This window comes from Mycobacterium sp. AZCC_0083, from assembly GCF_014202335.1.
Lineage (GTDB): Bacteria > Actinomycetota > Actinomycetes > Mycobacteriales > Mycobacteriaceae > Mycobacterium.
The window spans coordinates 578935-599458 of sequence record NZ_JACHGP010000003.1 but is presented as its reverse complement, the minus strand read 5'-3'; the positions used below and the strand labels follow the sequence as shown (position 1 = coordinate 599458).

General features: G+C 65.3%; 23 protein-coding genes. 8 read left to right on the top strand and 15 right to left on the bottom strand.

From position 1 onward, the window contains the following. Window positions 1-33: 33 nt before the first annotated feature. The 4 genes from cysD to HNP02_RS10035 form a co-directional block, all read right to left on the bottom strand. Complete coding sequence (gene cysD / locus HNP02_RS10050) at window positions 34-954, bottom strand: sulfate adenylyltransferase subunit CysD (RefSeq protein WP_184437620.1); 921 nt, start codon at window positions 952-954, stop codon at window positions 34-36. Further along, window positions 951-1754: a Stf0 family sulfotransferase gene (locus HNP02_RS10045; protein WP_184437618.1), complete on the bottom strand. Its 804-nt coding sequence runs from the start codon at window positions 1752-1754 to the stop codon at window positions 951-953. The genes cysD and HNP02_RS10045 overlap by 4 nt, the downstream gene beginning before the upstream one ends. 76 nt (window positions 1755-1830) lie before the next feature. Further along, window positions 1831-3210, bottom strand: coding sequence for a sulfatase (locus HNP02_RS10040; protein ID WP_184437616.1), 1380 nt, complete (start codon window positions 3208-3210; stop codon window positions 1831-1833). Between the two features lie 160 nt (window positions 3211-3370). Next, a complete protein-coding gene (locus tag HNP02_RS10035; protein WP_184437614.1) occupies window positions 3371-3748 on the bottom strand; it encodes a PH domain-containing protein in 378 nt (125 codons plus the stop codon). On the opposite strand from HNP02_RS10035, the gene HNP02_RS10030 reads away from it, so the two are divergent. Beyond that, the gene (locus HNP02_RS10030) at window positions 3666-4265 is read left to right on the top strand and encodes a YchJ family metal-binding protein (protein ID WP_309241491.1); all 600 of its coding nucleotides are present in this window, start codon (window positions 3666-3668) and stop codon (window positions 4263-4265) included. The two genes, HNP02_RS10035 and HNP02_RS10030, sit on opposite strands and share 83 nt — an antisense overlap. 10 nt (window positions 4266-4275) lie before the next feature. Here HNP02_RS10030 and HNP02_RS10025 read toward each other — a convergent pair whose 3' ends face one another. The 3 genes from HNP02_RS10025 to HNP02_RS10015 form a co-directional block, all read right to left on the bottom strand. Further along, a complete protein-coding gene (locus HNP02_RS10025) occupies window positions 4276-4545 on the bottom strand; it encodes a hypothetical protein (RefSeq protein WP_184437610.1) in 270 nt (89 codons plus the stop codon). Between the two features lie 112 nt (window positions 4546-4657). Further along, on the bottom strand, window positions 4658-5140 hold the full coding sequence (locus tag HNP02_RS10020; RefSeq protein ID WP_184437608.1) for a hypothetical protein: 483 nt from the start codon (window positions 5138-5140) through the stop codon (window positions 4658-4660). Between the two features lie 35 nt (window positions 5141-5175). After that, a complete protein-coding gene (locus HNP02_RS10015) occupies window positions 5176-6849 on the bottom strand; it encodes a cytosine permease (protein WP_184437606.1) in 1674 nt (557 codons plus the stop codon). A gap of 106 nt (window positions 6850-6955) precedes the next feature. On the opposite strand from HNP02_RS10015, the gene HNP02_RS10010 reads away from it, so the two are divergent. Continuing rightward, window positions 6956-7624 carry a phosphatase PAP2 family protein gene (locus HNP02_RS10010; protein WP_184437604.1) on the top strand — a complete coding sequence of 223 codons (669 nt, stop codon included), beginning with the start codon at window positions 6956-6958 and terminating at the stop codon, window positions 7622-7624. Here the strand turns inward: HNP02_RS10010 and HNP02_RS10005 are convergent. After that, window positions 7578-9062 carry a bifunctional phosphatase PAP2/diacylglycerol kinase family protein gene (locus HNP02_RS10005; protein WP_184437601.1) on the bottom strand — a complete coding sequence of 495 codons (1485 nt, stop codon included), beginning with the start codon at window positions 9060-9062 and terminating at the stop codon, window positions 7578-7580. The genes HNP02_RS10010 and HNP02_RS10005 overlap by 47 nt on opposite strands. Before the next feature lie 89 nt (window positions 9063-9151). Here HNP02_RS10005 and HNP02_RS10000 point away from each other — a divergent pair, with 89 nt between their 5' ends. Then, window positions 9152-9805 carry a L,D-transpeptidase gene (locus HNP02_RS10000; RefSeq protein ID WP_184437599.1) on the top strand — a complete coding sequence of 218 codons (654 nt, stop codon included), beginning with the start codon at window positions 9152-9154 and terminating at the stop codon, window positions 9803-9805. An 18-nt stretch (window positions 9806-9823) separates the two neighbouring features. Here the strand turns inward: HNP02_RS10000 and HNP02_RS09995 are convergent, their stop codons facing one another. Further along, window positions 9824-10282 (bottom strand): nuclear transport factor 2 family protein, encoded by a 459-nt coding sequence (locus tag HNP02_RS09995; RefSeq protein WP_184437597.1) that lies wholly within the window; start codon window positions 10280-10282, stop codon window positions 9824-9826. 219 nt (window positions 10283-10501) lie between these two features. Here HNP02_RS09995 and HNP02_RS09990 point away from each other — a divergent pair, with 219 nt between their 5' ends. The 3 genes from HNP02_RS09990 to HNP02_RS09980 all read left to right on the top strand — a co-directional run bounded on the left by HNP02_RS09990 (window position 10502) and on the right by HNP02_RS09980 (window position 13073). Continuing rightward, a complete protein-coding gene (locus HNP02_RS09990) occupies window positions 10502-12322 on the top strand; it encodes an Hsp70 family protein (protein ID WP_184437595.1) in 1821 nt (606 codons plus the stop codon). A 72-nt stretch (window positions 12323-12394) separates the two neighbouring features. Next, the gene (locus HNP02_RS09985; protein WP_184437593.1) at window positions 12395-12676 is read left to right on the top strand and encodes a hypothetical protein; all 282 of its coding nucleotides are present in this window, start codon (window positions 12395-12397) and stop codon (window positions 12674-12676) included. Between the two features lies 1 nt (window position 12677). Then, window positions 12678-13073 carry a hypothetical protein gene (locus HNP02_RS09980; protein WP_184437591.1) on the top strand — a complete coding sequence of 132 codons (396 nt, stop codon included), beginning with the start codon at window positions 12678-12680 and terminating at the stop codon, window positions 13071-13073. Here HNP02_RS09980 and HNP02_RS09975 read toward each other — a convergent pair whose 3' ends face one another. Genes HNP02_RS09975 through HNP02_RS09955 form a run of 5 tightly spaced genes read right to left on the bottom strand, consistent with a single transcriptional unit; the run spans window position 13074 to window position 18718 of the window. Beyond that, window positions 13074-14072, bottom strand: coding sequence for an ABC transporter ATP-binding protein (locus tag HNP02_RS09975; protein WP_184437589.1), 999 nt, complete (start codon window positions 14070-14072; stop codon window positions 13074-13076). It lies immediately after the preceding gene. Beyond that, a complete protein-coding gene (locus HNP02_RS09970) occupies window positions 14069-15070 on the bottom strand; it encodes an ABC transporter ATP-binding protein (protein ID WP_184437587.1) in 1002 nt (333 codons plus the stop codon). Before HNP02_RS09970 ends, HNP02_RS09975 begins: the two co-directional genes overlap by 4 nt. Next, a complete protein-coding gene (locus tag HNP02_RS09965; RefSeq protein WP_184437585.1) occupies window positions 15067-16029 on the bottom strand; it encodes an ABC transporter permease in 963 nt (320 codons plus the stop codon). Before HNP02_RS09965 ends, HNP02_RS09970 begins: the two co-directional genes overlap by 4 nt. A 2-nt stretch (window positions 16030-16031) precedes the next feature. Further along, a complete protein-coding gene (locus HNP02_RS09960; RefSeq protein ID WP_184437584.1) occupies window positions 16032-17069 on the bottom strand; it encodes an ABC transporter permease in 1038 nt (345 codons plus the stop codon). Then, on the bottom strand, window positions 17069-18718 hold the full coding sequence (locus HNP02_RS09955; RefSeq protein WP_184437583.1) for an ABC transporter substrate-binding protein: 1650 nt from the start codon (window positions 18716-18718) through the stop codon (window positions 17069-17071). The genes HNP02_RS09960 and HNP02_RS09955 overlap by 1 nt, the downstream gene beginning before the upstream one ends. Window positions 18719-19273: 555 nt before the next feature. Between HNP02_RS09955 and HNP02_RS09950 the strand changes: the two genes are divergently transcribed. Continuing rightward, window positions 19274-19597, top strand: coding sequence for an RNA polymerase sigma factor (locus HNP02_RS09950; protein ID WP_184437582.1), 324 nt, complete (start codon window positions 19274-19276; stop codon window positions 19595-19597). A gap of 7 nt (window positions 19598-19604) precedes the next feature. Here the strand turns inward: HNP02_RS09950 and HNP02_RS09945 are convergent, their stop codons facing one another. Continuing rightward, window positions 19605-19952 carry a DUF1330 domain-containing protein gene (locus HNP02_RS09945; RefSeq protein ID WP_184437581.1) on the bottom strand — a complete coding sequence of 116 codons (348 nt, stop codon included), beginning with the start codon at window positions 19950-19952 and terminating at the stop codon, window positions 19605-19607. A gap of 287 nt (window positions 19953-20239) precedes the next feature. Here HNP02_RS09945 and HNP02_RS09940 point away from each other — a divergent pair, with 287 nt between their 5' ends. Beyond that, window positions 20240-20515: a hypothetical protein gene (locus tag HNP02_RS09940; RefSeq protein WP_184437580.1), complete on the top strand. Its 276-nt coding sequence runs from the start codon at window positions 20240-20242 to the stop codon at window positions 20513-20515. Window positions 20516-20524 lie beyond the last annotated feature (9 nt).

Here is a 20524-nt window from a genome sequence, read left to right as displayed (position 1 = left end):
GCCATCATTCATCCCGTCGCTTCGCTCGCCCCACTAGAAATAGCCTTCCCGCTTGCGATCCTCCATGGCCGCCACCGACGTTCGGTCGTCGGCGCGGGTCTCACCGCGCTCGGACACCGTTGCCGCGGAGATCTCGGTGATGACGCCCGTGATGTCGGTGGCGCGTGAGCGCACCGCTCCGGTGATGGTGAGGTCGCCGACGGTGCGGTAGCGCACCCATTCGACGGCCGACGTCTCATCGTCCTGCGGCTGCACGTATTCGGACACGGCGAGCAGGATGCCGTCCCGTTCGACGACCTCGCGCTCGTGGGCGAAGTAGATCGACGGCAGTTCGAGATTCTCGAGTTCGATGTAGCGCCATACGTCCAACTCGGTCCAGTTGGACAGCGGGAACACCCGGACCTGTTCGCCCTTCTTGATCCGGCCGTTGTAGAGCGACCACGGCTCGGGCCGCTGGGCGCGTGGGTCCCACTGGCCGAACTCGTCGCGGAAGCTCAGGATGCGTTCCTTGGCCCTGGCCCGCTCCTCGTCGCGGCGCGCCCCGCCGAATGCCGCGTCGAACTCGCCTGCGTCGAGCGCGTCGAGGAGGGTGCGGGTCTGCTGTCTATTGCGGGAGGCGCCCGGCCCTGGATCGGGCACCCGGCCTGAGTCGATGGACTCCTGCACCGACCCGACGATCAACCGATGGCCGTGCTCGCCGAGCCTGCGATCCCGGAACTCGATCACTTCGTCGAAGTTGTGACCGGTGTCGACGTGCAGCACCGGGAATGGCAACGGGAACGGCCGAAACGCCTTTTCCGCCAGCCGAAGCAGAACGATGGAGTCCTTGCCCGCGGAGAACAGCAACACCGGTCGCTGCAACTCGGCAACGACCTCCCGGATGATGTGCACCGACTCGGCCTCCAGCAGCCGCAGCTCCTCGACGCGACGGGTGTCCTCGGCGACGGTCGTCATAGCGGCAATCCTTCTCGTTCGGCCTCGGCGCGGTACCGGTCCACCCATTCGTCGGACCGTTGATCGGCCTGGCGTTGCAGCACCGGGTCCGGCGCCAGCCGCGGATCCAGCCCGAGCGCGTCGAGGACCGTACCGACCACCTGGGTGAGGTTGCGCCACAACACTGGGTATGACACGTCGATGGGGTCGATTTGTTCCTCGGCGAACCAGTTGCGCCAGCCCACTTCTTGCGCCCGGAGCATGGTGATGACGTGCGCGATGGCGCCCGCGTGGTACTCGGCGCGGGCATCGCGGACGGGATCGGGCCTGCCGCGCCACACCCGGGTCTGCACGGCGCGCCAGAACGACACCGCCTGTGAAACCACGTCGGGGCGATAGACGTGCACCAGGACCGGGTCGGAGCCGACGACGTCGCGGATCGCCGAAAGTAGGCCAGCGCCAGAACGGTCCGGCAGACCCGCGGCACGCTGCAGCAGCAGCGGCGTCTGGTTCCACATCAGCTTGCCGCCCCACACCCCGTTCGGCGTGCGCCCGACGGTGCGGATGTAGTCCCGCCAGATCTCGGGCGGCGCCAAGTCCGGCTTGCCCTCGTCGAGCGGGTCGAGCAGCCGCAGAATCGACTCGTCGTCAGCGTCGGAGAACCATTGCCGCGGTTGTGGCGACTGGCTGGTGGTCGGCAGGTACTGGAAGAACTCCTGCGGCTCACCGGCGACACCGGTCGCCCGGAGCGATTCGACCAGCAGGGTGCTGCCACTGCGCTGAGATGCGAGCACCAAATATGCCGACGAGCGGGCTGCCATGGGCGAGAGCGTAACCGCTGCGAAAATGCGATGCAGATCCGCATACGGTGCTCAATTACATTCGCGATGAGCCGAACTATTGCCGGGTTCCGACGTCATCTTCGATACCGCGCTCAGCGGCAATTGCCGAGCGACTCGGCAGCTGAATCTCGTTGATCTGCATATAGGTTTCGGTGTACCTGGCCGATATGCGAGTACCGGCGAACTCCGACGGAATCACGTCGTTGGTCTTCTGCCGCCAATCGTTGAGCAGAAGTGCCAGTTCGTTCGCGATGGCCTCCACCTCGCTGTTCACGGCGCCGGTCAACAGGTTGTTCCGCTCGGTCGGATCGTTGCGCAGATCGTACAACTCCCGAGCCGGGCGGATCGTGGCACTCAGTGCGGCGACTGCCCTGCCCGGCGCGCTCTCCTCGATGTCCAGCGGCAAATCCAGGAGTGGGCGCGTCGCGTAATTCTCGATGTAGCTGAATTCCTTCGTTCTGATCGCCCGAATCGGATCGAACGAGTCGTGATACGTCTTCGTCGTATAAACCTCGCCCCGAACCGGCACCGAATCCGAAATCGCATCGAGCACATTCGGAGCGTGGGAAAGTCCGTCGACGTCATCGGGAATCGGCAGCCCGAGCAGGCCCAGCACCGTGGGCACCAAGTCGACGCCGCTGAACAGGTCGTCGTACGTCCTGCCCGGCGTCTGGTGCCGCGTCGGCGGCCGCACGATCATCGCGATGCCCGTACCCGCGTCGTACAGCGTCGACTTGGCCCGCGGCAGCGCCGGGCCGTGGTCGGTGAGGAACACGACCCAGGTGGAGCGGTCCAACCCGGTCTCGGCGAGGGTGTCGAGCAACTGGCCCACCGCGGCGTCGGCCACCGAGATCGAACCGTAGAAGTCACCCATGTCCTCGCGCACGTCGGGCAGATCGGGCAGATAGTCGGGCAAGCGGACCGTGTCGGGATCGGCCGGTTCGTAGCGGTCTCGCGGGTAGGGCCGGTGTGTTTCGAAGAACCCGGCGGTGAGTAGGAAGGGCTGTTGCGGCGCGTCCCGCAGCCATCCGGTGGCGCGGTCGACCACGTACTCGCAGAACGAGTTCGACACGTCATACTCGTCGAACCCGAGCCGCGCAGGGAACGATGTCTCGTGCTGCATTCCGAACAACGCTGTGTGCCAGCCTGATTCGGACAGCAGCTGCGGCATGGTGCGGACGCCCGCGCGGTACTCCCAGCCGTGGTGGGCCAGCCCGACCAGGCCGTTGCTCTGTGGGTAGCGCCCGGTGAACAGCGAGCCGCGCGACGGTGAGCACAGCGGCGCGGTGGCATGGGCGCGGGTGAACAGGATGCCCTCGGCGGCCAGTTGGTCCAGGCGTGGGCTGGACACGTCGGTGTGGCCGTAGGCGCCGAGATAGCGGCCGAGGTCATGCCAGTGCACGATCAGCACGTTGTCGCGCTGCGGGATGGTCACGTCGCGTCCTTCATCGTCAGCACACCAAACAGGCTTCCCCGGATGTCGGCAACCCTTTCATTCATCGCGACGTGACCCTATCTCTCGCGAGCAGACGCAAAATGCCCTCATTTGGGCCGATTCAGGGCTATTTGTGTCTGCTCGCGGAGGGATCTGGGCGTCAGAGGACGTGGTCTCCGATGAGCTGCCCGATGGAGCGAATGTCGACCTGGCCCTTGAAGTCCAGCCGAACCCTTCCCAGGCCCGAGAACCACAGTTCGAGCTCGGCGTCGAGATCGAACCGTCCCGCGGTTTCGATGCTCCAGGCCTGGATCTTGCTGTACGGGAGAGACGTGTAGTCGCGCTTCTTCCCGGTGAGGCCTTGGACGTTGATCGCGATGAGGCGTTTGTTGGTGAAGACCACCGAGTCGCGCATGCCCTTGAAGCTGAGGTGAACCGCCTCGCCGTTGACGAGGATGGGTGCCAGCTCAGCGGCGATTGCACTCGGGTCGCTCGGGCCGAGTCTCGCGAACACGCCACCACTTTGGAAGTCGATCATTTTTGGAATTCAATCATTGAGGCAGCGTAGCGACAGCGAGTTGGCCTTTCGTCCACCAGATCCGACGGCTGTCCGTCGATCTGGCGAAGGTGTACGGCAGTATGCTGGAAAATCCATGTCTCCCATGCCTTTACCAAGTAACCGGCAATGCCCCTGCGGCACCGGCGCCGGCTACGACGCATGCTGCGGAACGCTGCTCCGAGGCGAGCGGCAGGCCGGAACGGCCGAGGAGTTGATGAGGTCGAGATATTCGGCCTTCGCGTGCGGTGATGCCGACTACCTCTTTCGTACCTGGCATCCGCGAACGCGCCCCGCCGACGTCACGATCGACACAAACGTCATCTGGAAAGCCCTCGACGTCACCGACCTCGCGGCAGGAGGCATCGATGACGAACACGGAGAAGTGGAGTTCACGGCTCATTTCGAGGTCGCAGGCCGAGCCGACTCGATGTACGAGCGCAGCAGTTTCGAGCGGCGCGCCGGTCGCTGGTTCTACGTCGACGGTGTGGTCGAGTGATCCGCACCAATTAGCAAGGGTCACCAGGAGGCGTGTAGTACGGCACGCCCTCCACCGTGTAGCACGGTATCTCGCCAGCAACGTAGGGGTTGACGGCCGACGCGATGGCCACGCCGTTTGCCACGCGGCCTGCGACGTCGGTGCAGCCACCCACCGCGACGTGGCGTCCCGTTGCGCCGGCGCATACGTCCGCGTTCGCGACCGGTGCGACGGCGAGCGGCGCGGCCGCCATCGCCGCCATCGCCGCCATCGTGAACAGTGCTGCTGCTAGCTTCTTCATCACATGCATTCCTTTGCTAGCCCCGACCCACCGTCATTATTGACCCGTGCGTAGACCCGTGGTGCCGCTTCGGCCAATGTCGTGGACATCCCTCGGCGGCGTTCCCGAGTGGCTAACTGCGCGGCACCCCGCACGCGGAGTAGACGAACTTGGGTGGCACATCGAACGCGAACGATCGCTGCGGCACCCGCGTTAGCACCTCGGCCGAGAGCGGGGTCTTGTAGTGAAGCGAGAGGGATCCGGAGAACGTCGGTTCGACTACCGAGATGTCGGGGACGTCGAGCGTCAGCCCGTCCTCGTCGAGCGTGGCCTTCACCATCGAGCCCGCCGCGTCGGTCCATTGGTGGTCGACCGCCCGGCCGGCCTTCTTGGGAACCGACGACAGCGTGCCGAGCACCCGCTGGTTGGTCAGCGCCAGCGCGCCGACGTAGCTGCGGATGTTGCCCTTTGCGGTCTTGCCGGGTACGTGACCGGAGAACCGGAACGTCACTGGGACGAACTCGGCCAAGTGGATCACCCCCTCGGCTTCGACCGCGGCCTGCATGTCGTCGGGCAGCTTGCCGATGCCGAGCCACTTGCGCAGAAAGACGGGCATAGCCACGCAGAATAGTGGCTATGCCCGTCCCCCGATCAGGTTTGTGCGGGGAGTATTTCCTCGCCGGTCTTGTCAGTCGACAGGCACAGCGAGCAGATGTATCCGTCGTTGCTTGCGGACTTGATCATGTCGGGCCGCTCGTACTCGTGATGGCAGACATGGCATCTCAGGTGGTCGTCCGCCGGGTTGCCGTACTCGTCGAACATCGGCAGGTCGATGCCGTCATCGGTGCGCCGCAAGTAGTACTTGCCCTTCGTGGCGATGGCGATGATCGGCGGAAGCACCACACCGAGGCCGATGGCGACCAGCGGCGAGTACGGCGTGATGGCCGGGCCGAGACCGCCGAAGAACGCGATGATCGACAGACCCGCCGCCAGCAGCATCGAGCCGAAGCCCACCGGGTTGAACGAGTACAGCATGCCGCGCCGGAACTCCGGCACCTTCGGAGACAGCTTCAACAGGTACTTGTTGAACACGATGTCGCTGGCGACCACGACGACCCACGCCATACCGCAGTTGGCGTAGAAGCCCAGGATGGTGTTGAGGAAGTCGAACATGTTCGCTTCCATCAGGACCAGCGCGATCAGCAGGTTGAAGCCCAAGAACACCAGGCGGCCGGGGTAGGTCTTCGTGACGCGGGTGAACGAGTTGGTCCACGCCAGCGAACCCGAGTAGGCGTTCGTCACGTTGATCTTGATCTGGCTGATCACCACCAGTACGACGGCCAGCGTCAAGGCCAGCCAGTTCGGCAGGAAGTTCTTGTAGATCTCCAGGAATTGGTGCACCGGCTGGTTGGCGATGCCCGCACCGTCGGCGACGTTGGCGATCAGGTAGACGGCGAGGAACAGGCCGACGATCTGCTTGATCGCGCCGAAGATGACCCAGCCGGGACCGGCGAGGAACAGCCAGGTCCACCAGCTGCGGCTGTTCTCCGGGGTGCGCGGAGGCATGAAACGCAGGTAGTCGTTCTGCTCGGCGATCTGGGCGATGAGCGACAGACAGACACCGGCGGCCAGCAGCGTCGAGCCGAAGTCGAAGCCATGTACGCCCTTCTCGCCCTGGTAGGCGAAGAACGAGCTGACCGACTCCGGATGGGTGACGACGAGGTAGATGAAAGGTGCGACCATCAGGATCAGCCACAGCGGGGTGGTCCAGACCTGAAGTGTCGAAAGCACTTTCATGCCATAGATCACCAGAGGGAAGATGATCAGCGTCGACGCCGCGTAGCCGACCCACAGCGGTATGCCGAGGCCGAGTTGGAGGCCCTGGGCCATGATCGAGCCCTCGAGCGCGAAGAAGATGAAGGTGAACGTCGCGAAGATGACGTTGGTGACCACCGAGCCGTAGTAGCCGAAGCCGCTGCCACGGGTGACCAGGTCGAGGTCGATGTTGTACCGCGCCGAGTAGTAGGCAACGGGAAAACCGGTCAGCATGACGACCACGGCGAAGATGAGGATGCCCCACAACGCGTTGGTCGTCCCGTAGGAGATGCCGATGTTGGCGCCGATGGCGAAGTCGGCCAGGTAGGCGATGCCACCCAGCGCCGAGATGCCGACCACCCGCGTCGACCACTTGCGGTAGCTACGCGGAGCGAAGCGCAGCGTGTAGTCCTCCAAGGTCTCCTTGGTGGCGGTCATCGTGTCCAGGTCGGCCTCTGAGACCGCAGATTCGTCTGGGGCCTCCGGCTCCTTGCTGAGCTCTTGAGTCATGGTTAGCAAAGCTAAATCGGCGTTGTTTCCAGCTCGTGACAACCATGTTCCCGGCGATGGCAGAAATACGAATGCCGCGAGCGACCCGCCTGGTACACGTGGACTGATGACGTTCCGCAAACCGTGGCTCATGGGGCTGGTCGTCCTCGCCACGGCGGTTTACGTGACCCTGTGGTTCGGCTGGTCGATGCAGTGGGCCTGGCTGGAAGCCGTCGATGCCTGGGGTTTGGGCGCGCTCTACCGGTTCGGTGTCCATCACCCGGCGTGGGTGACGTTCTGGCAGGTGCTCTGCACGGTGCTTGGCCCCAACGCGTTCCGCATCGTCGGCCTCGTCGTGATCATCGTCGCGCTGCGGCACCGACAATTCCGTCTTGCGTTGTTTTTGGTGCTCAGCGTCGAACTCAGTGGGCTGGTGACCGAAGCGCTGAAGGCCGCAGCGCACCGCCCCCGCCCGACGACCGCGTTGGTATACGCACCGTCGTGGTCGTTCCCGTCGGGTCATGCGCTCGGCGTCTCGGCCGCGGTGCTGGCGCTCACCGTGGTTCTGTTGCCGCGCGTTCGCCGCGACCGGTGGGGCTGGGTGATCGCGGCTGGGGTGCTGACCGTGCTGGTGATCGGGTTCGGTCGCGTGGTGCTCAACGTGCACAACCCGACTGACGTGCTGGCGGGCTGGGCGGCGGGCTACCTGTGGTTCGCGGCGAGCCTGCTGGTGCTGATCCGCAGGCCGGTCAGCTCATTGGTCGAAACACCGGTAGCGCACGGTAGTGGGCCTTGAATGTGACGTCGCGGTAGTCGCGTCCCACCTCGCCGTCGTGGGCGAGCGCCGTCGGCCCGTCCACCGCGGTGAAGCTGAACTCGGGCACCTGGAGTTCGTGGTAGAGCGGGCTGCGTTCCAGCCGGCCAAGCCCGAGGGACACCAGGATCCGGAACGTGCTGAATCTGCGTCCGGTCTCCAGGATGCGGACGTCGATCAACCCGTCGTCCATCCTGGTCCGCTGCGACGGGGCGAAGCCGGACGGCAGGTAGACCGAGTTGCCGAGGAAGAACATCGACGTCTGCAGCGTGACGTTGTCGTAGGAGATGCGTACGGGTTGGTCGCGGCGCAGGGTGTGGAACATCGCGTAGACGCCTGCCAGCGGCTTGCCGATCTTGTGCTCGAGCTTCTGGCGAGTCCTGACGAACGTCGGATACGCACCGATGCTCGCCGTGTTGATCACGGTGTCGGTGTCGTTGAGCGACACGACGTCGATGCACGTCACGTGCCCTCGCTTGATCGCGTCGACGGTCTTGGCCACCGTGTCGCAGCCGACGTCCTTGGCGAAGTGGTTGAACGTCCCGCCGGGGAAGACCGCCAGCGGGACACCCGCGCCGACCGCCACACCCGCCGCGCCGGATGTCGTTCCGTCACCGCCTGCGACGGCCAGCACCTCGGCGCGGCCCGCCGCCGAGCGCAGCACCTCCAACACGTCGTCGGATTCGCCGAGTTCGACGATCTCTGCCTTCGGCAGCGAAGCCTTCACCTCGTCGAGGACCCGTGCGCCGGTACCGCTGCCCGACGCGGGGTTGACGACGAGCACGACCCCGGCACCGTCCGGCCGGGCCGGGGTGTCCACCCGCAGCGGTGCGGCAGCGCGCAACCGGGGCTCGATGATCGGCGGCACGATCCGGCCGCCAACGACCGCGACCGCCGCGCCGATACCGAATCCGGCCAGCACGTCGCCGGGGTAGTGCGCGCCCGTGGCCACCCTGGACATCCCGACCAGGCCAGCGAGCAGGGCCAGGCCCAGTCCCAGAGGCGGGTTCTCCAGCCCGACGCCAACGGCGAAGGCGGCTGCACTGGCCGAGTGGCCCGAGGGCAGGGAGTTCGACGTCGGCATCCGCAGCGAGCGCCGCACGATCGGCACCGTCGCCCAATTGGGCCGCGGTCGTCGCCAAATGCGCTTGGCCACCTGGTTGGTGAGCAGGCTCGTCACCGCGAGGGACGCGACACCGCGGCTGGCGCCCCGTACCGCGGACCGGCGCCTCGTCGCGCCGAGCAGGATCGCGATCACGAACCACAGCCTCGAATGGTCCGCTGCCGAGGTCAGGCGCGGCATGACGGCGTCAAGCAGCGGGCTGGGGGACTCTGCGATCGCCTCGAAGATCTCACGGTCGAGCGTGCCGAGGCCCTCACCGATCTGTCGGATACCCCGGCGACGGCGCAACAGTTGCATGGTCCCCAACGTATCCGCGGTGCGACGTGCCCAAACCGTGTCTAAACCTTTACTTGACCCGGAGCACGTGACCTGTCGACCATTGATGGGTGCGCCGACTGCTGGTTCTGCTATGCGCGACGCTGGTCTGGTTCGCGACGGCGGCCGTTGCGAGCGCCGAGGTGACGCCGTGGTTCGCGCAGTCCGTCGGCAACGCCACACAGGTGATTTCCGTTGTCGGAGTGGGTGAGACGACCGCGAAGGTCGACGTCTATCAGCGCAACGGGGCGGGGTGGGAGCCGATCGGCGTCGGGATTCCTGCCCACATCGGCTCGGCGGGCATGTCGCCAGAGACCCACGACGGCCAGATGCTGACGCCGATGGGCATCTTCTCGCTCGACTTCGCGTTCGGCACGGCGCCCAACCCCGGCGGAGGATTGCAGTACGTCCAGGTGGGAAAGAACCACTGGTGGGACGGCGACATGAAGAGCCCGACCTACAACACGATGCAGATCTGCGAGAAGTCGCAGTGCCCGTTCAACACCGATCCGAGCAGCGGCACGGAGAATCTCGAGATCCCGCAGTACCGGCACGCCGTGGTGATGGGCGTCAACAAGGAACGCGTCCCCGGCAACGGCGGCGCATTCTTCCTTCACACCAGCGACGGTGGCCCCACGGCGGGATGCGTGTCGGTCGACGACGCCACCATGGTCGAGATCATCAAGTGGCTGCGGCCCGGCGCGCTGATCGCCGTTTCTAAATGAGCACGGCTTCTAAATGACTCAAAGATTAACGGCGCGACCGGCTTTCGCCTTGAAGTCGAGGGACTTGGTGGACAGCGAGGCGTCGTAGGTGCGGTCGTAGCCGGTGACGCTGATCTTCCAGCCGTCAGCGGTCCGCCGGTAGCTGTCGTGATAGAAACCCGCGCCGATCAACATGAAGTCGAACTTCGGGACGATGACCTTGTCCTGCAAGTACCAGATGCCGGTGGCTTCGTCGCCGTCGACGTCGATCTCGGGGTGCGTCACCCGGTGCTCGGTGATCATGTCGGACGGCATCGACTTGCGCATGAACTCGACCAGCGATGTGCGGTCGGTGAAGTGGTGTTCCTCGCCGAGTGACTCGCCGTAGTCACCGACGACGTCCTCGGTCAGCGTGTCGGCGAACTCGTCCCAGTGCTTGGTGTCGAGCGCACGCAGGTAGCGGTACTTGAGTCGCTGAATGTCGTCAATATCACTCATCCCGACATTGCAACACAACCGGTCGCTCGCGTAGGCCGGTGGGTGTCCGGAACTCCCGGCTTTGCTGAAATCGCCAGGATCACCGTCGCGGCGATCGGTTCCAAGGTGTTGCTTACGCTACGCACAGCCAAAACCTAGCTGCGAGAACGCTGTTCGTCGCGTTTGCCGCGGAGTGTCTGAGCCGCATCCTGGGTTGTTGCGGTTATGGTGTGTTCCGATATGAGCGCCCCGTTGGGGTTGTCGATCGGGACGACCAACCTGGTTGCGGTACGAATCGGCGATCCACCCCTCACACGGCGATCCATGCTGACCCTGTCCGGCCAGGTGTTGAGCGGTTTCGTCGAACGCGTCGGAGATCCAGTGCCGCTGGTGACCGCCGACGGTTCGTCGCACCCTGCCGAAGAGCTGTTGGTCGATGCACTCGACGGAATGGTCGAACTCGCGGGCGAAACTTCGTCGTCGCAGATCGCGGTGGCCGTCCCCGCCCACTGGACCGGAGCCACGTTGCGCGGGCTACGAGCCGCCATGCGGGCCAAACCGAGGCTCTCGCCCAACGGCGTGCCCGCGCGCCTGGTCTCCGACGCTGTCGCCGCCCTGACCGCGATGCACGCCAATCCTGGACTGCCGGGACGCGGTGTCGTCGCGTTGCTGGACTTCGGTGGCGGTGGCACCAGCATCACGCTTGCCGATGCCGCGTCGAGTTTCGAACCCATCGAGACGTCGCGGTTGACGGAATTCTCGGGTGACCAGATCGACCAGGCGCTGCTAGCTCACGTGCTCGACGGCATCGCCGACGCCGACGGGGTCGACCCGGCGGGTACGGCCGCGGTGGGGTCACTGACGGCGTTGCGCAACGAGTGCCGACGGGCCAAGGAGGCGCTCTCCGAGCAGACGGACGCCGAGGTGTCGGTCGAGTTGCCTGGCCACCGCTCGACGGTGCGCGTCACCCGAGCCGAACTCGACGCGCTGATGGAGACACCGCTCGCCGCGGTGTTGGCCGAGTTGGATGATCTGTTGTTGCGCAACCGGATTGCGGCGGCTGACGTGTCGACGGTGGCAGCAGTCGGCGGTGGTGCCCGCATCCCGTTGATCGCTCAGACGCTGTCCGACCACGGTCAGGCACCGGTGGTGACCACCCCGCAGCCATCCCTCGACGCCGCAGCGGGCGCGGTGCTCTTCGCGGCCTACGGCGCGGAGTCCGACGCGGCGACCGGGATGGCGCCTGTTGCGTTGACCGGGACGGCGCCTGCCGCGTTGATCCCTGCCCCGTTGAACCCAGGGGAGCCCGCCGAGTCGATCGCACCCACTACTCCCGTCGTCACTGGGAATGCGCCTGGCTCTTCGACATTCCGCCAGCTGGCGTGGTCGCAGGACGATGACGCGTCGGGGGAGCCGGTGCCCTACATGGGCGAGGATTACTCCGCGGACACCAGCATCACGCGTGCCGTATCGCAGTACGTCCCGCGAACGGGTCCCATCGACGTCGACGAGCCGCGGGCGTGGCAACGCTTGCCGCAGTTGGTGTTCGGTGTCGCCGCCGTGGTGGCGCTGGTCGCCTTCGGCGGGGTGGCGATCGCGCTGACGAGCGCGACGGGCGACTCGACCCCCACCCCAACCCCCACGCCGAAGACGGCGCCCGCGACCGCGACGCCTCTGTCGTCGAGCGTGGCGCCACCGCCGCCACCGCCCTCCACCGAGGTGCCGCAGAGCATCGTGACCGTGACGAGCGAAGCACCGCCGCCACCGCCCCCCGAGACCATCACAGTGGAGCGGACGGTGACGACCACCAGGACGACGCAGCCGACCACCACCACGACGACTACCACGACGACGTCACCGACCACGACTACGACGACGACCACCACCACGACGACTACGACCACCCCGTCACCGACGATGACGACGAGTTACATCACGGTGCCGTTCGTTCCGGTGCCCATCCCGATTCAGGTGCCGGCCACCCCGACACCGCAGTATCAGCAGCCCCCGGAGTATCAACAGGTTCCGCAGTACCCGCAGCAGCCCCAGTTCCCGTACTAAGAGTTCACGAGCGCCAGCAATGTCACAGGTCTGTTCCAGCGTTTCGTAGACCAGGCGGGCCACGATCGGACAATGGAAGAGAAGAACACGCGATTCGATCGCATACGCGTGCAATTGCTCGCGGTCATCGGCATCGGCGCATTTGCCGCACTGGCGGTGCTCGGCATTGCTTATGGTGGAAGCCATTTCGGCGCAGGAAGCGCACTGGCGGGTTCGGGTGATGCACCGGCGAACACGACCTATGTCCAACCTACGGTCACCGGCGTCACGATGGGGGCCACGGCCACGTGGACGACACCGTCGCTGACAGTACCCACGGGGAAGGCCGTCCCGGCGCTCAAGGCCGGGGGCTGACATGCGGTGTCGGAGTCTCGGCACGGCGCTCGTCGTATCGGCTTCATCGGCGATGGTGGTGCTCAGCGGCGGTATCGCGCAGGCTGGATCATCACCGAACGTGGTGGGTCAGAAGTACAGCGACGCCAGCTCGGCGATCAGCGGTGCAGGCATGACTGCGGTGGTGTCGACGGTCGTCGGCGATCAGAAGTCCTGGCCGGATTGCCTCGTCGCCAATCAGGTGGCCAGGACCGTGGCTCCGCCGGAGAACAGCAGCGGTTCGGCGACCAACGAGGTGCTCGTCTCGCTCAACTGTGATGCGGCTGCCGCATCTGTGAAGTCCCCGGGGTATTCGGCGGCCAGCCCAGAGGCGAAGGCGATCGCGGCGGCCGCGAAGACGGCCAACTCGTCGGGCTGATCAGGTCTGCTCGGCGAGGTGCCGCGGGTGATGACAGGCGGCGATGTGTCCTGGCAAGAGTTCGAGTAGGTCTGGATCGTCGGTGCGGCACACGTCGGTCATCCACGGGCAGCGGGTGTGGAAGTGGCAGCCAGGGGGTGGATCGATGGGGCTGGGCGGGTCGCCCTCGAGGATGAGGCGTTCGCGGCTGGCGTTGAGCTTCGGATCGGGGATCGGAACCGCGGACAGCAGTGCGGTTGAGTACGGGTGCAGTGGCCGCTCGTAAAGAGCCGCGGCACGGGCACTTTCGACGATCTTGCCGAGATACATCACCGCGACCCGATCCGACACGTGCCTGACCACACCGAGGTCGTGTGCGACGAACAGGTAGGACAGCCCGAACTCGTCCTGAACGTCCTTGAGCAGGTTGACGATCTGCGCCTGCACGGACACGTCGAGCGCGGAGACGGGCTCGTCTGCGATGATCAGCTTGGGCCGCAGCGCAAGTGCCCTCGCGATGCCGATGCGTTGGCGCTGACCGCCGGAGAACTCGTGCGGGAAGCGGTCGGCGTGCTCGGGGGGAAGTCCGACCCGGTCGAGCAGGTCCTTTACGTGCTTGTTGGTATCGCGTCCGCTGGACATGCCGTGCAACTCCATCGGCTCGCCGATGATCTGGCTCACCCGCTTGCGCGGATTCAACGACGCGTACGGATCCTGGAAGATCATCTGCATCTGACTCCGGACCGGCCGGAGTTGGCGCCGATTCCGTCCGACGAGTTCCTCGCCGTTGAAGCGCACCGAACCCGACGTGGGCGTCGTCAGCTGCAGGATGGTCCGGCACAGCGTCGACTTCCCGCACCCGGATTCGCCTACCAGGCCGAGTGTCTCGCCTTCGGCGAGAGTGAGACTCACGCCGTCCACGGCGCGGACCCGCCCGACCTCGCGGTCGATGAGGATGCCCGATTTGATCGGGAAGTGCTTGACGAGGTCGGTGACCTCCAGCAGCGTGTCGCCCTTCACGTCACCACCGGCTTGCGCAGGCCGATCCGGCCGTCGACGACACGGAGGCGACGTTGGTCGTCGGGTTGCAGCCAACAGCGGTCGTGCTCCAGCGGTGGCGGCTGCGCGCACTCGCCAAACTCGTGCGGGCAGCGCGGGGCGAACCGGCAGCCGGTCGGAGGGCGTAGCAGCGACGGCGGTTGACCCGGAATCTGGGCCAGGCGTTCGGGATTCGGCGTATCCAGCCGGGCCAGCGAACCCAGCAGCCCCCAGGTGTAGGGGTGCAGAGGGTCGTAGAACAACTCGTCGAGCGTGGCTTCCTCGACGATCTGGCCCGCGTACATCACCGCAACCCGGTCGGCGATCTCGGCGACGACGCCGAGATCGTGGGTGATCAACACCACCGCGAGGCCCCGCTCCCGGTTCAGTTGGTCGAGCAACCGCAGAATTTGCGCCTGGACGGTGACGTCGAGCGCGGTGGTCGGCTCGTCGGCGATCAGCACGTCCGGATCCAGGGACAGGGCCATCGCGATCATCACGCGCTGCCGCATGCCGCCAGAGAACTCGTGCGGGTAATCGTGCACTCGGCGTTCGGGATTGGGGATCCCCACCTGCCGGAGCAGGTCGACGGCGCGTTCGCGGGCCTCGCGCTTGGACACCTCGCGGTGCGCCCGGATCATCTCGATCATCTGGTCGCCGACCCGGTAGACCGGATTCAGCGAGGTCATCGGGTCCTGGAAGATCATCGCGATCCGCTCGCCCCGCACACCCCGCAAACCTTCGTCGTCGAGATCGGTGAGTTCGACGCCGTCGAATCGCACGGAGCCGGAGATGGTCGTGTTCGGAGCGCGCGTCAGACCGATCAACGTCTGAGCGGTCACGCTCTTGCCAGAGCCCGATTCGCCGACGATCGCCAGGATCTCGCCCGCGGCGAGCCCGAACGAGACGCCCTCGACGGCGCGGACCAGTCCGCCGTCGGTGGCGAAGCTGACGGTCAGATCCTTGACCTCCAGAATCATGCCGGTGCCGCCTCTCCAAGTCGGATCCGCGGATCGAGGAATGCGTAGAGGACGTCGACGATCGTGTTGAACAGCACGATAAAGAATGCGCCGAACATGGTCACGCCCATCAGCGGCGGCAGGTCGAGGCTGCCGATGGCCTGGCCGGCGTAGAGCCCAACCCCGTTGAGGTTGAACACCGTTTCGGTCAGGATGGCTCCACCGCCGACCACCGCACCGAAGTCGAGTCCGAAGAGCGTCACGATGGGGATCAGCGAGTTGCGCAGCACGTGGCGCAACCGCACCTGACGCTCGCCGATGCCTTTGGCCCGCGCGGTCCGGACGTAGTCCTCGTTCATCACGTCGAGCATGTTGGAGCGCAGCACGCGGCTGTAGAAGCCGACGAACAGCACCGCCAGCGTGATCCACGGCAATATCAGGTGATACAGCCAATCCAGGGGATCCTTGGTCAACGGCACGTAGCTGCTCGTCGGGAACAGCTGGGCCTTGTAGCTCAGGTAGTACAGCAGGATCGCGGCAAGCCAGAACACCGGCATCGAGATTCCGGTCAACGACAGGATCGTCAGCGCACGATCGGTGAACTTGCCGGAGTGCACGGCGCTGAGGTAGCCGAAGATGATGGCCAAGGTCATCCACAGCACCGCGGCGCCGATGCACAGTGACAGCGTCGCGGGCAACCCCTTCCAGATCTGCTCGACGACGTTCTGAGAGCTGGCGTAGGAGGTGAGCTCGCCGGTGAGGATCTTCCTCATCATGGTCAGGTACTGCACCGGCAGCGGTTGATCCAGACCGAGATCGGCGGTCACCCTGGCGATGAGCGCCGGGTTGGCGTTCTTGCCCGCGATTCGCTGGGCGGGATCCGAGTTCGGGATCACGTTGAAGATCAGGAAGACGACGACCGATATCGCGAACAGGACCGCGATCATTCCGAGTATTCGCCGGGCGGCGAAGCGCAACATGCCTAGTGCTCCAGCCGGATCTTGGCTCGTGGGTCGAGCGCATCGCGCAGCCCGTCGCCGAACACGTTGAGGGACAACACGGTCAGCACGATCAGCAGGCCGGGCACGATCGTCAGATGTGGTGCGGTGTAGATGGTTTGGTAACCATCGGCGATCATCGTGCCCCACGACGCGTTGGGTGCCCGCACGCCGGCACCGAGGAATGACAGCGACGACTCCAGCAGCATGTTGTTGGCGATGTTGAGCGTGAAGAACACGATGATCGTCGACACCACGTTGGGCAGCAGTTCGGAGAACATGATCCGCAGCGATCCCTTGCCCTGGGCGACGGCGGCCTCGACGAACTCCTTCTCGCGCAGCGCAAGGATCTCACCTCGGATCGGGCGGGCCATGTACGGCACGTACACCAAACCGATGATCAGGATGGGGATCCACAGCGAGTCACCGGCGACGACGAGCGCACCGATCTTGAGCCCGCCCAGCGCGAGGGCGGTGCCCAATGCGATGCCGAGCAGCAGCACGGGGAAGGCCCACACCACGTCCATCACGCGCGACAAGATCGCGTCGATCCAGCCGCGGTAGTAGCCGCACAGCAGGCCGACGATCACCGCGAACACGGTGGTGACGAGCGCTGCGACCACCCCGATGTAGATCGAGGTGCGTCCGCCGTAGAGCAACCGCACCATCACGTCGCGGCCGTTCTGGTCGGCGCCGAGCAGATAGCGACCGTGCAGGCCAGGCCCCACCGGGGTGCCGTCGGGGGAGACGACGTACGTCTCCTGCCCGTCGATGAGGATCTTGTCGGTGATGTGGTTCTCGTTGGGTCCGGTGTGTGCGACGTGATCCGCCCACAGTGGTGCCGCCAGGCAGGCGAGCACGATCAGCAGGAAGAGCACGCCGAACGCGAGCCCAACCCGGTTGCGGCGCATCCGCAACCAGGCGAGATACCAGGGGCTACGTCCCCGAATCTCCTCGGCGGAAACGCCGGTGGGCAGTGGTGGTTCGCCGGGGGCTTCCAGTTCCCCGATCGATGCGACCATTACTTGAGCGACAAGGCCGAGTAGTCCTGGCTGAACAAGATATGGCGATACGCCTTGCTGAAGTCCACGCGATCCGACGTGAACGTCGTGAATTGCTCGTTGCCGTACGGCGCCCAGACCGCCTGCTCCATGTACGACTTGTCAAGCGCCGCATACTGTTCGGCGACACCGCCGTCGCCGATGAGCTGCTTGAGCAAGTCGTTCTGCTTGGCGTCGAGGGCGGGGATGGCGACCTTCGAGAAGTTGTTCCCGTTGGTCGGCAGGATGTTCTTGCCGTTCAGCAGCGGACGGAAGAAGTCGTCGGGGTGCGGGAAGTCCTGGAACCAGTCCGCGAAACCGGTGTCCAGATCCGGCGTCGACAGGTTGCCGATCGTCGTCCAGTACACGTCGCCGGCGATCACCTTCAGCGTGGCGTTGAAGCCCAGCTGGGTGAGCAGGTCGTGGTAGTACTCACCGATCCGCTTGCGGTCCGGCTCGTCGTCGGTCCAGACCGTGATGTCCTTGTCCGTCGGATTGGCTTCGGCGATCAGCGCTTTCGCCTTGTTCATGTCGGGTCCCGGGTAGAGCTTGTACTCCTCGTAGCCCGGCATGCCCGGTGGCAGGATCTGCTGCGTCGGGTGCAGGCGGCCGCCGAACACCCGGTTGAGCGCCTCGGGGTCGATCGCGTAGTTGACCGCCTGGCGGACCCTGAGGTCGTTGAACGGTGCCGTCTGGGTGTTCATGAAGAAGTAGTAGGTGTTGATCGACTCCTCCGTGCGGAAGCGTTCGCCAAACTTCGCCTTGACCTCGGGCAGCCGGTCGGCGTCCGGCGGATCATGCATGAAGTCGATGGTGTTCTGTTCGATGCCGGTCACCTGGGCGCTGTTGCTCTTGTTCTGGGTGACGGTGATCTTGTCGACCTGAGCGTCGGGCAGATTGCTTGCGCCGGCATCGGTGAGGGTCTTGAACTGAGGGTTGCGCTCCATGGTCAGGCTGCGGGGCGCGTCGACGGTCGAGATCCTGAAGGCCCCGCTGGACGGCGGCGGCGAGTTGGTCGCGTCCTTGTCGAGCGGCGTGGTCGGGGGAACGGGCGCGGAGAACGGCAGCGCAAGCAGGTCGTTGAACGTTCCATTGGGTTCGGTCAACTGGATCGTGATGTCACCGGTGTTGTCGTCGGTGGTGATACCGGCGATCTTGTCGGCCTTGCCGTCGGCGTAGTCCGTGGCGCCCACGATGGGCTCGAAGAACACCGAGCCACCGGAGTCGGCCTTGAAGAGCCGCTGGATCGCATAGGTGAAGTCGGACGCCTTGATCGGCGTGCCGTCGGAGTACTTCATGTTCGACCGAAGGGTCAGCTTGTACGTCTTGCCATCCTGCGAGACCTGGGGCAAGTCCTTGGCCAGGCCAGGGACGATTTCGGCGCCCGCATTCTCCTTCGCGTGCTTGTAGGTGAGCAGCGGGGTGTAGACGTTGTACAACACCTCCCAGCCCTCGGTCGTGTACGACAGCTGGGGATCGACGTAGTCGGGGAACGACGTCATCGTGACGTTGAGTTCGCCGCCGCTTCCACCGCCGCCGCCGCCGTTGGACCCGCCGCCACACGCAGCCACTCCGAACGCGGTCAATGTGGTGACGGCGGCAACGGTCACCGCCTTGCGCAACATACTCATCTGGCTCCCTCGAATTTGTGTCCCGGCGATGTCCATAACCTGTACGCCACCTGTCGGGTCCGCATTGCATCTTTTCCGAAATACCGCAGATGGCAAGTCGAGGTCACAGGATCCGGCAGGATGCCGTGCCCCGTGACCTGCGGATTCTTAGCTCACGAGCGTCCGCTCAGGGCCTGATTTCCGCTTCTGAACGGTTGCTGTCATTGCAAGTGAGGGGCATCACAGGCGCGGGCCTCACCGGAATTCTTACTGTTACGGGCCTGATTCGTCGGAAAATTGACACATGCGCAGACGGCCGGGCGAGGGTAGCGGGCCGCGCGGCCGCGGCGCCGCCTGAAAAAAGTTTTCAGAAAAGGTGTGCGTGTCGGGGTCGGAAGTTGCTCCCAGCCCGTGAACGCGGTCCATCGGGGGGCTGCGAACGCCTCGAAGGAGCTCGACATGACCGCGTGAAGTGAACCAAACCCGTCGGCTCACCGTCTTCATGGATGGTGCGCCGACGCGTCATTTGAGTGCCTCGGCTCGCCTTGATCGATGTGGACAACCGGAAAGTGACGCATGACGATCGCCCCGTTCGAGCCCGCTGACGCGCTCGACGACGCCGAACTCGCCGTTGCCGCGGCCGGCGGCAACCAGCTCGCGTTCTCGGCGATCTACGACCGGTACGCCGACCGGCTGTACGACTTCTGCGTCGGAATGCTGCGCGACGGCGATGCCGCAGCCGACTGCGCGCAGGACGTGTTCGTCACCGCCGCAGCCAAACTGGTGCAGCTGCAAGATCCGAATCGGTTGCGGGCGTGGCTGTATGCGATTGCCAGGCACGAGGCGCTGGCGCGCATCCGCGACCGTCGCTGGGCGACGGTGACCGCCCCCAACGAGTGATCTCCGGCTACTTCCCCAGCATCTCGTCGATCTTGTCGCTGCCGACGTGGCCGGGCTTCACGCCTTGGACGATGGCGACCATCGAGGTGGAGTTGTTCAGCCGCAGCGGAAGGATGCGTTGGTAGTCGGCGGACTCGTACCAGCGAGCGGCCGAATTCGCGTCCGGGAAGCGGAGGATCACCAGATCCCCGTCCCACTCGCCCTCGCGAGGGTCGATCTTGCCGCCGTGCACCAGGTACTCGCCGCCGTAGGGCTTGAGGGTGTCATCGATCTCGCGCAGGTAGCGGATGACGTCGTCGCCGAAGGTGACGTCACGCAGGTAGGCAATGGCATAGGCGGGAGCTGGTTCGGTCATGATTCGAATCGTCCTCCACGCGGTGCGGCGTGTCGATTACCTGATGGGTAGTGGAAACGATGACGGCAGGGACTGGCCCCCGCCGAGTGACACCCGTTGCTGAAACCGCGTCGGCATGACATGAACCCCGCAGGGCGACTCCGATCCAGCAAATACTGTCGTCTGCGACAAATTCCGGCACGACTGCCGGTTTATCTGTACGGTGGGCCTAGTCCCAGTTAAGATCAGCAGCGCCTGCCCGTCGGCCGAACGAGCCTAGTCGGGGGATACCAGTTAGGACTTGGAACATGACATCACGTCGTTTGAGCCGTCGCCTCGCGGCCGCTGCCGGTGGGGCAGCGATCATCGCGATGGTCGGGCTTACCGCAGCGTGCGGTGGCGGCGGCGGCGGAGGCCCGTCGAGCACGACCACCACCACGACCACCACGACGACGCCGTCGAGCAGTGTCGCGCCATCGCCGACCGAGAAGAGCATCAATCCGACGGGTGGCAACCTGTTCACGCCGCCGGTCTACGCTCCCCCGGCGCCGACCGAGCCTCCCGGCGTTCACCGCAACAACTAGAAGCAAGGA

Bases quoted from the DNA above. Each gene is read 5' to 3' on its own strand.
- HNP02_RS09940 (WP_184437580.1), top strand. From the start codon at position 20,240: ATGACATCACGTCGTTTGAGCCGTCGCCTCGCGGCCGCTGCCGGTGGG.
- HNP02_RS09965 (WP_184437585.1), bottom strand. From the start codon at position 16,029: ATGTTGCGCTTCGCCGCCCGGCGAATACTCGGAATGATCGCGGTCCTG.
- HNP02_RS10035 (WP_184437614.1), bottom strand. From the start codon at position 3,748: ATGATCGACTTCCAAAGTGGTGGCGTGTTCGCGAGACTCGGCCCGAGC.
- HNP02_RS09990 (WP_184437595.1), top strand. From the start codon at position 10,502: ATGAGCGCCCCGTTGGGGTTGTCGATCGGGACGACCAACCTGGTTGCG.
- HNP02_RS09970 (WP_184437587.1), bottom strand. From the start codon at position 15,070: ATGATTCTGGAGGTCAAGGATCTGACCGTCAGCTTCGCCACCGACGGC.
- HNP02_RS10030 (WP_309241491.1), top strand. From the start codon at position 3,666: ATGGGTGCCAGCTCAGCGGCGATTGCACTCGGGTCGCTCGGGCCGAGT.
- HNP02_RS09945 (WP_184437581.1), bottom strand. From the start codon at position 19,952: ATGACCGAACCAGCTCCCGCCTATGCCATTGCCTACCTGCGTGACGTC.
- HNP02_RS09985 (WP_184437593.1), top strand. From the start codon at position 12,395: ATGGAAGAGAAGAACACGCGATTCGATCGCATACGCGTGCAATTGCTC.
- HNP02_RS09980 (WP_184437591.1), top strand. From the start codon at position 12,678: ATGCGGTGTCGGAGTCTCGGCACGGCGCTCGTCGTATCGGCTTCATCG.
- HNP02_RS10020 (WP_184437608.1), bottom strand. From the start codon at position 5,140: ATGCCCGTCTTTCTGCGCAAGTGGCTCGGCATCGGCAAGCTGCCCGAC.
- HNP02_RS09955 (WP_184437583.1), bottom strand. From the start codon at position 18,718: ATGAGTATGTTGCGCAAGGCGGTGACCGTTGCCGCCGTCACCACATTG.
- HNP02_RS10045 (WP_184437618.1), bottom strand. From the start codon at position 1,754: ATGGCAGCCCGCTCGTCGGCATATTTGGTGCTCGCATCTCAGCGCAGT.
- HNP02_RS10015 (WP_184437606.1), bottom strand. From the start codon at position 6,849: ATGACTCAAGAGCTCAGCAAGGAGCCGGAGGCCCCAGACGAATCTGCG.
- HNP02_RS10025 (WP_184437610.1), bottom strand. From the start codon at position 4,545: ATGAAGAAGCTAGCAGCAGCACTGTTCACGATGGCGGCGATGGCGGCG.
- HNP02_RS09995 (WP_184437597.1), bottom strand. From the start codon at position 10,282: ATGAGTGATATTGACGACATTCAGCGACTCAAGTACCGCTACCTGCGT.
- HNP02_RS09960 (WP_184437584.1), bottom strand. From the start codon at position 17,069: ATGGTCGCATCGATCGGGGAACTGGAAGCCCCCGGCGAACCACCACTG.
- HNP02_RS10005 (WP_184437601.1), bottom strand. From the start codon at position 9,062: ATGCAACTGTTGCGCCGTCGCCGGGGTATCCGACAGATCGGTGAGGGC.
- HNP02_RS09950 (WP_184437582.1), top strand. From the start codon at position 19,274: ATGACGATCGCCCCGTTCGAGCCCGCTGACGCGCTCGACGACGCCGAA.
- HNP02_RS10010 (WP_184437604.1), top strand. From the start codon at position 6,956: ATGACGTTCCGCAAACCGTGGCTCATGGGGCTGGTCGTCCTCGCCACG.
- cysD (WP_184437620.1), bottom strand. From the start codon at position 954: ATGACGACCGTCGCCGAGGACACCCGTCGCGTCGAGGAGCTGCGGCTG.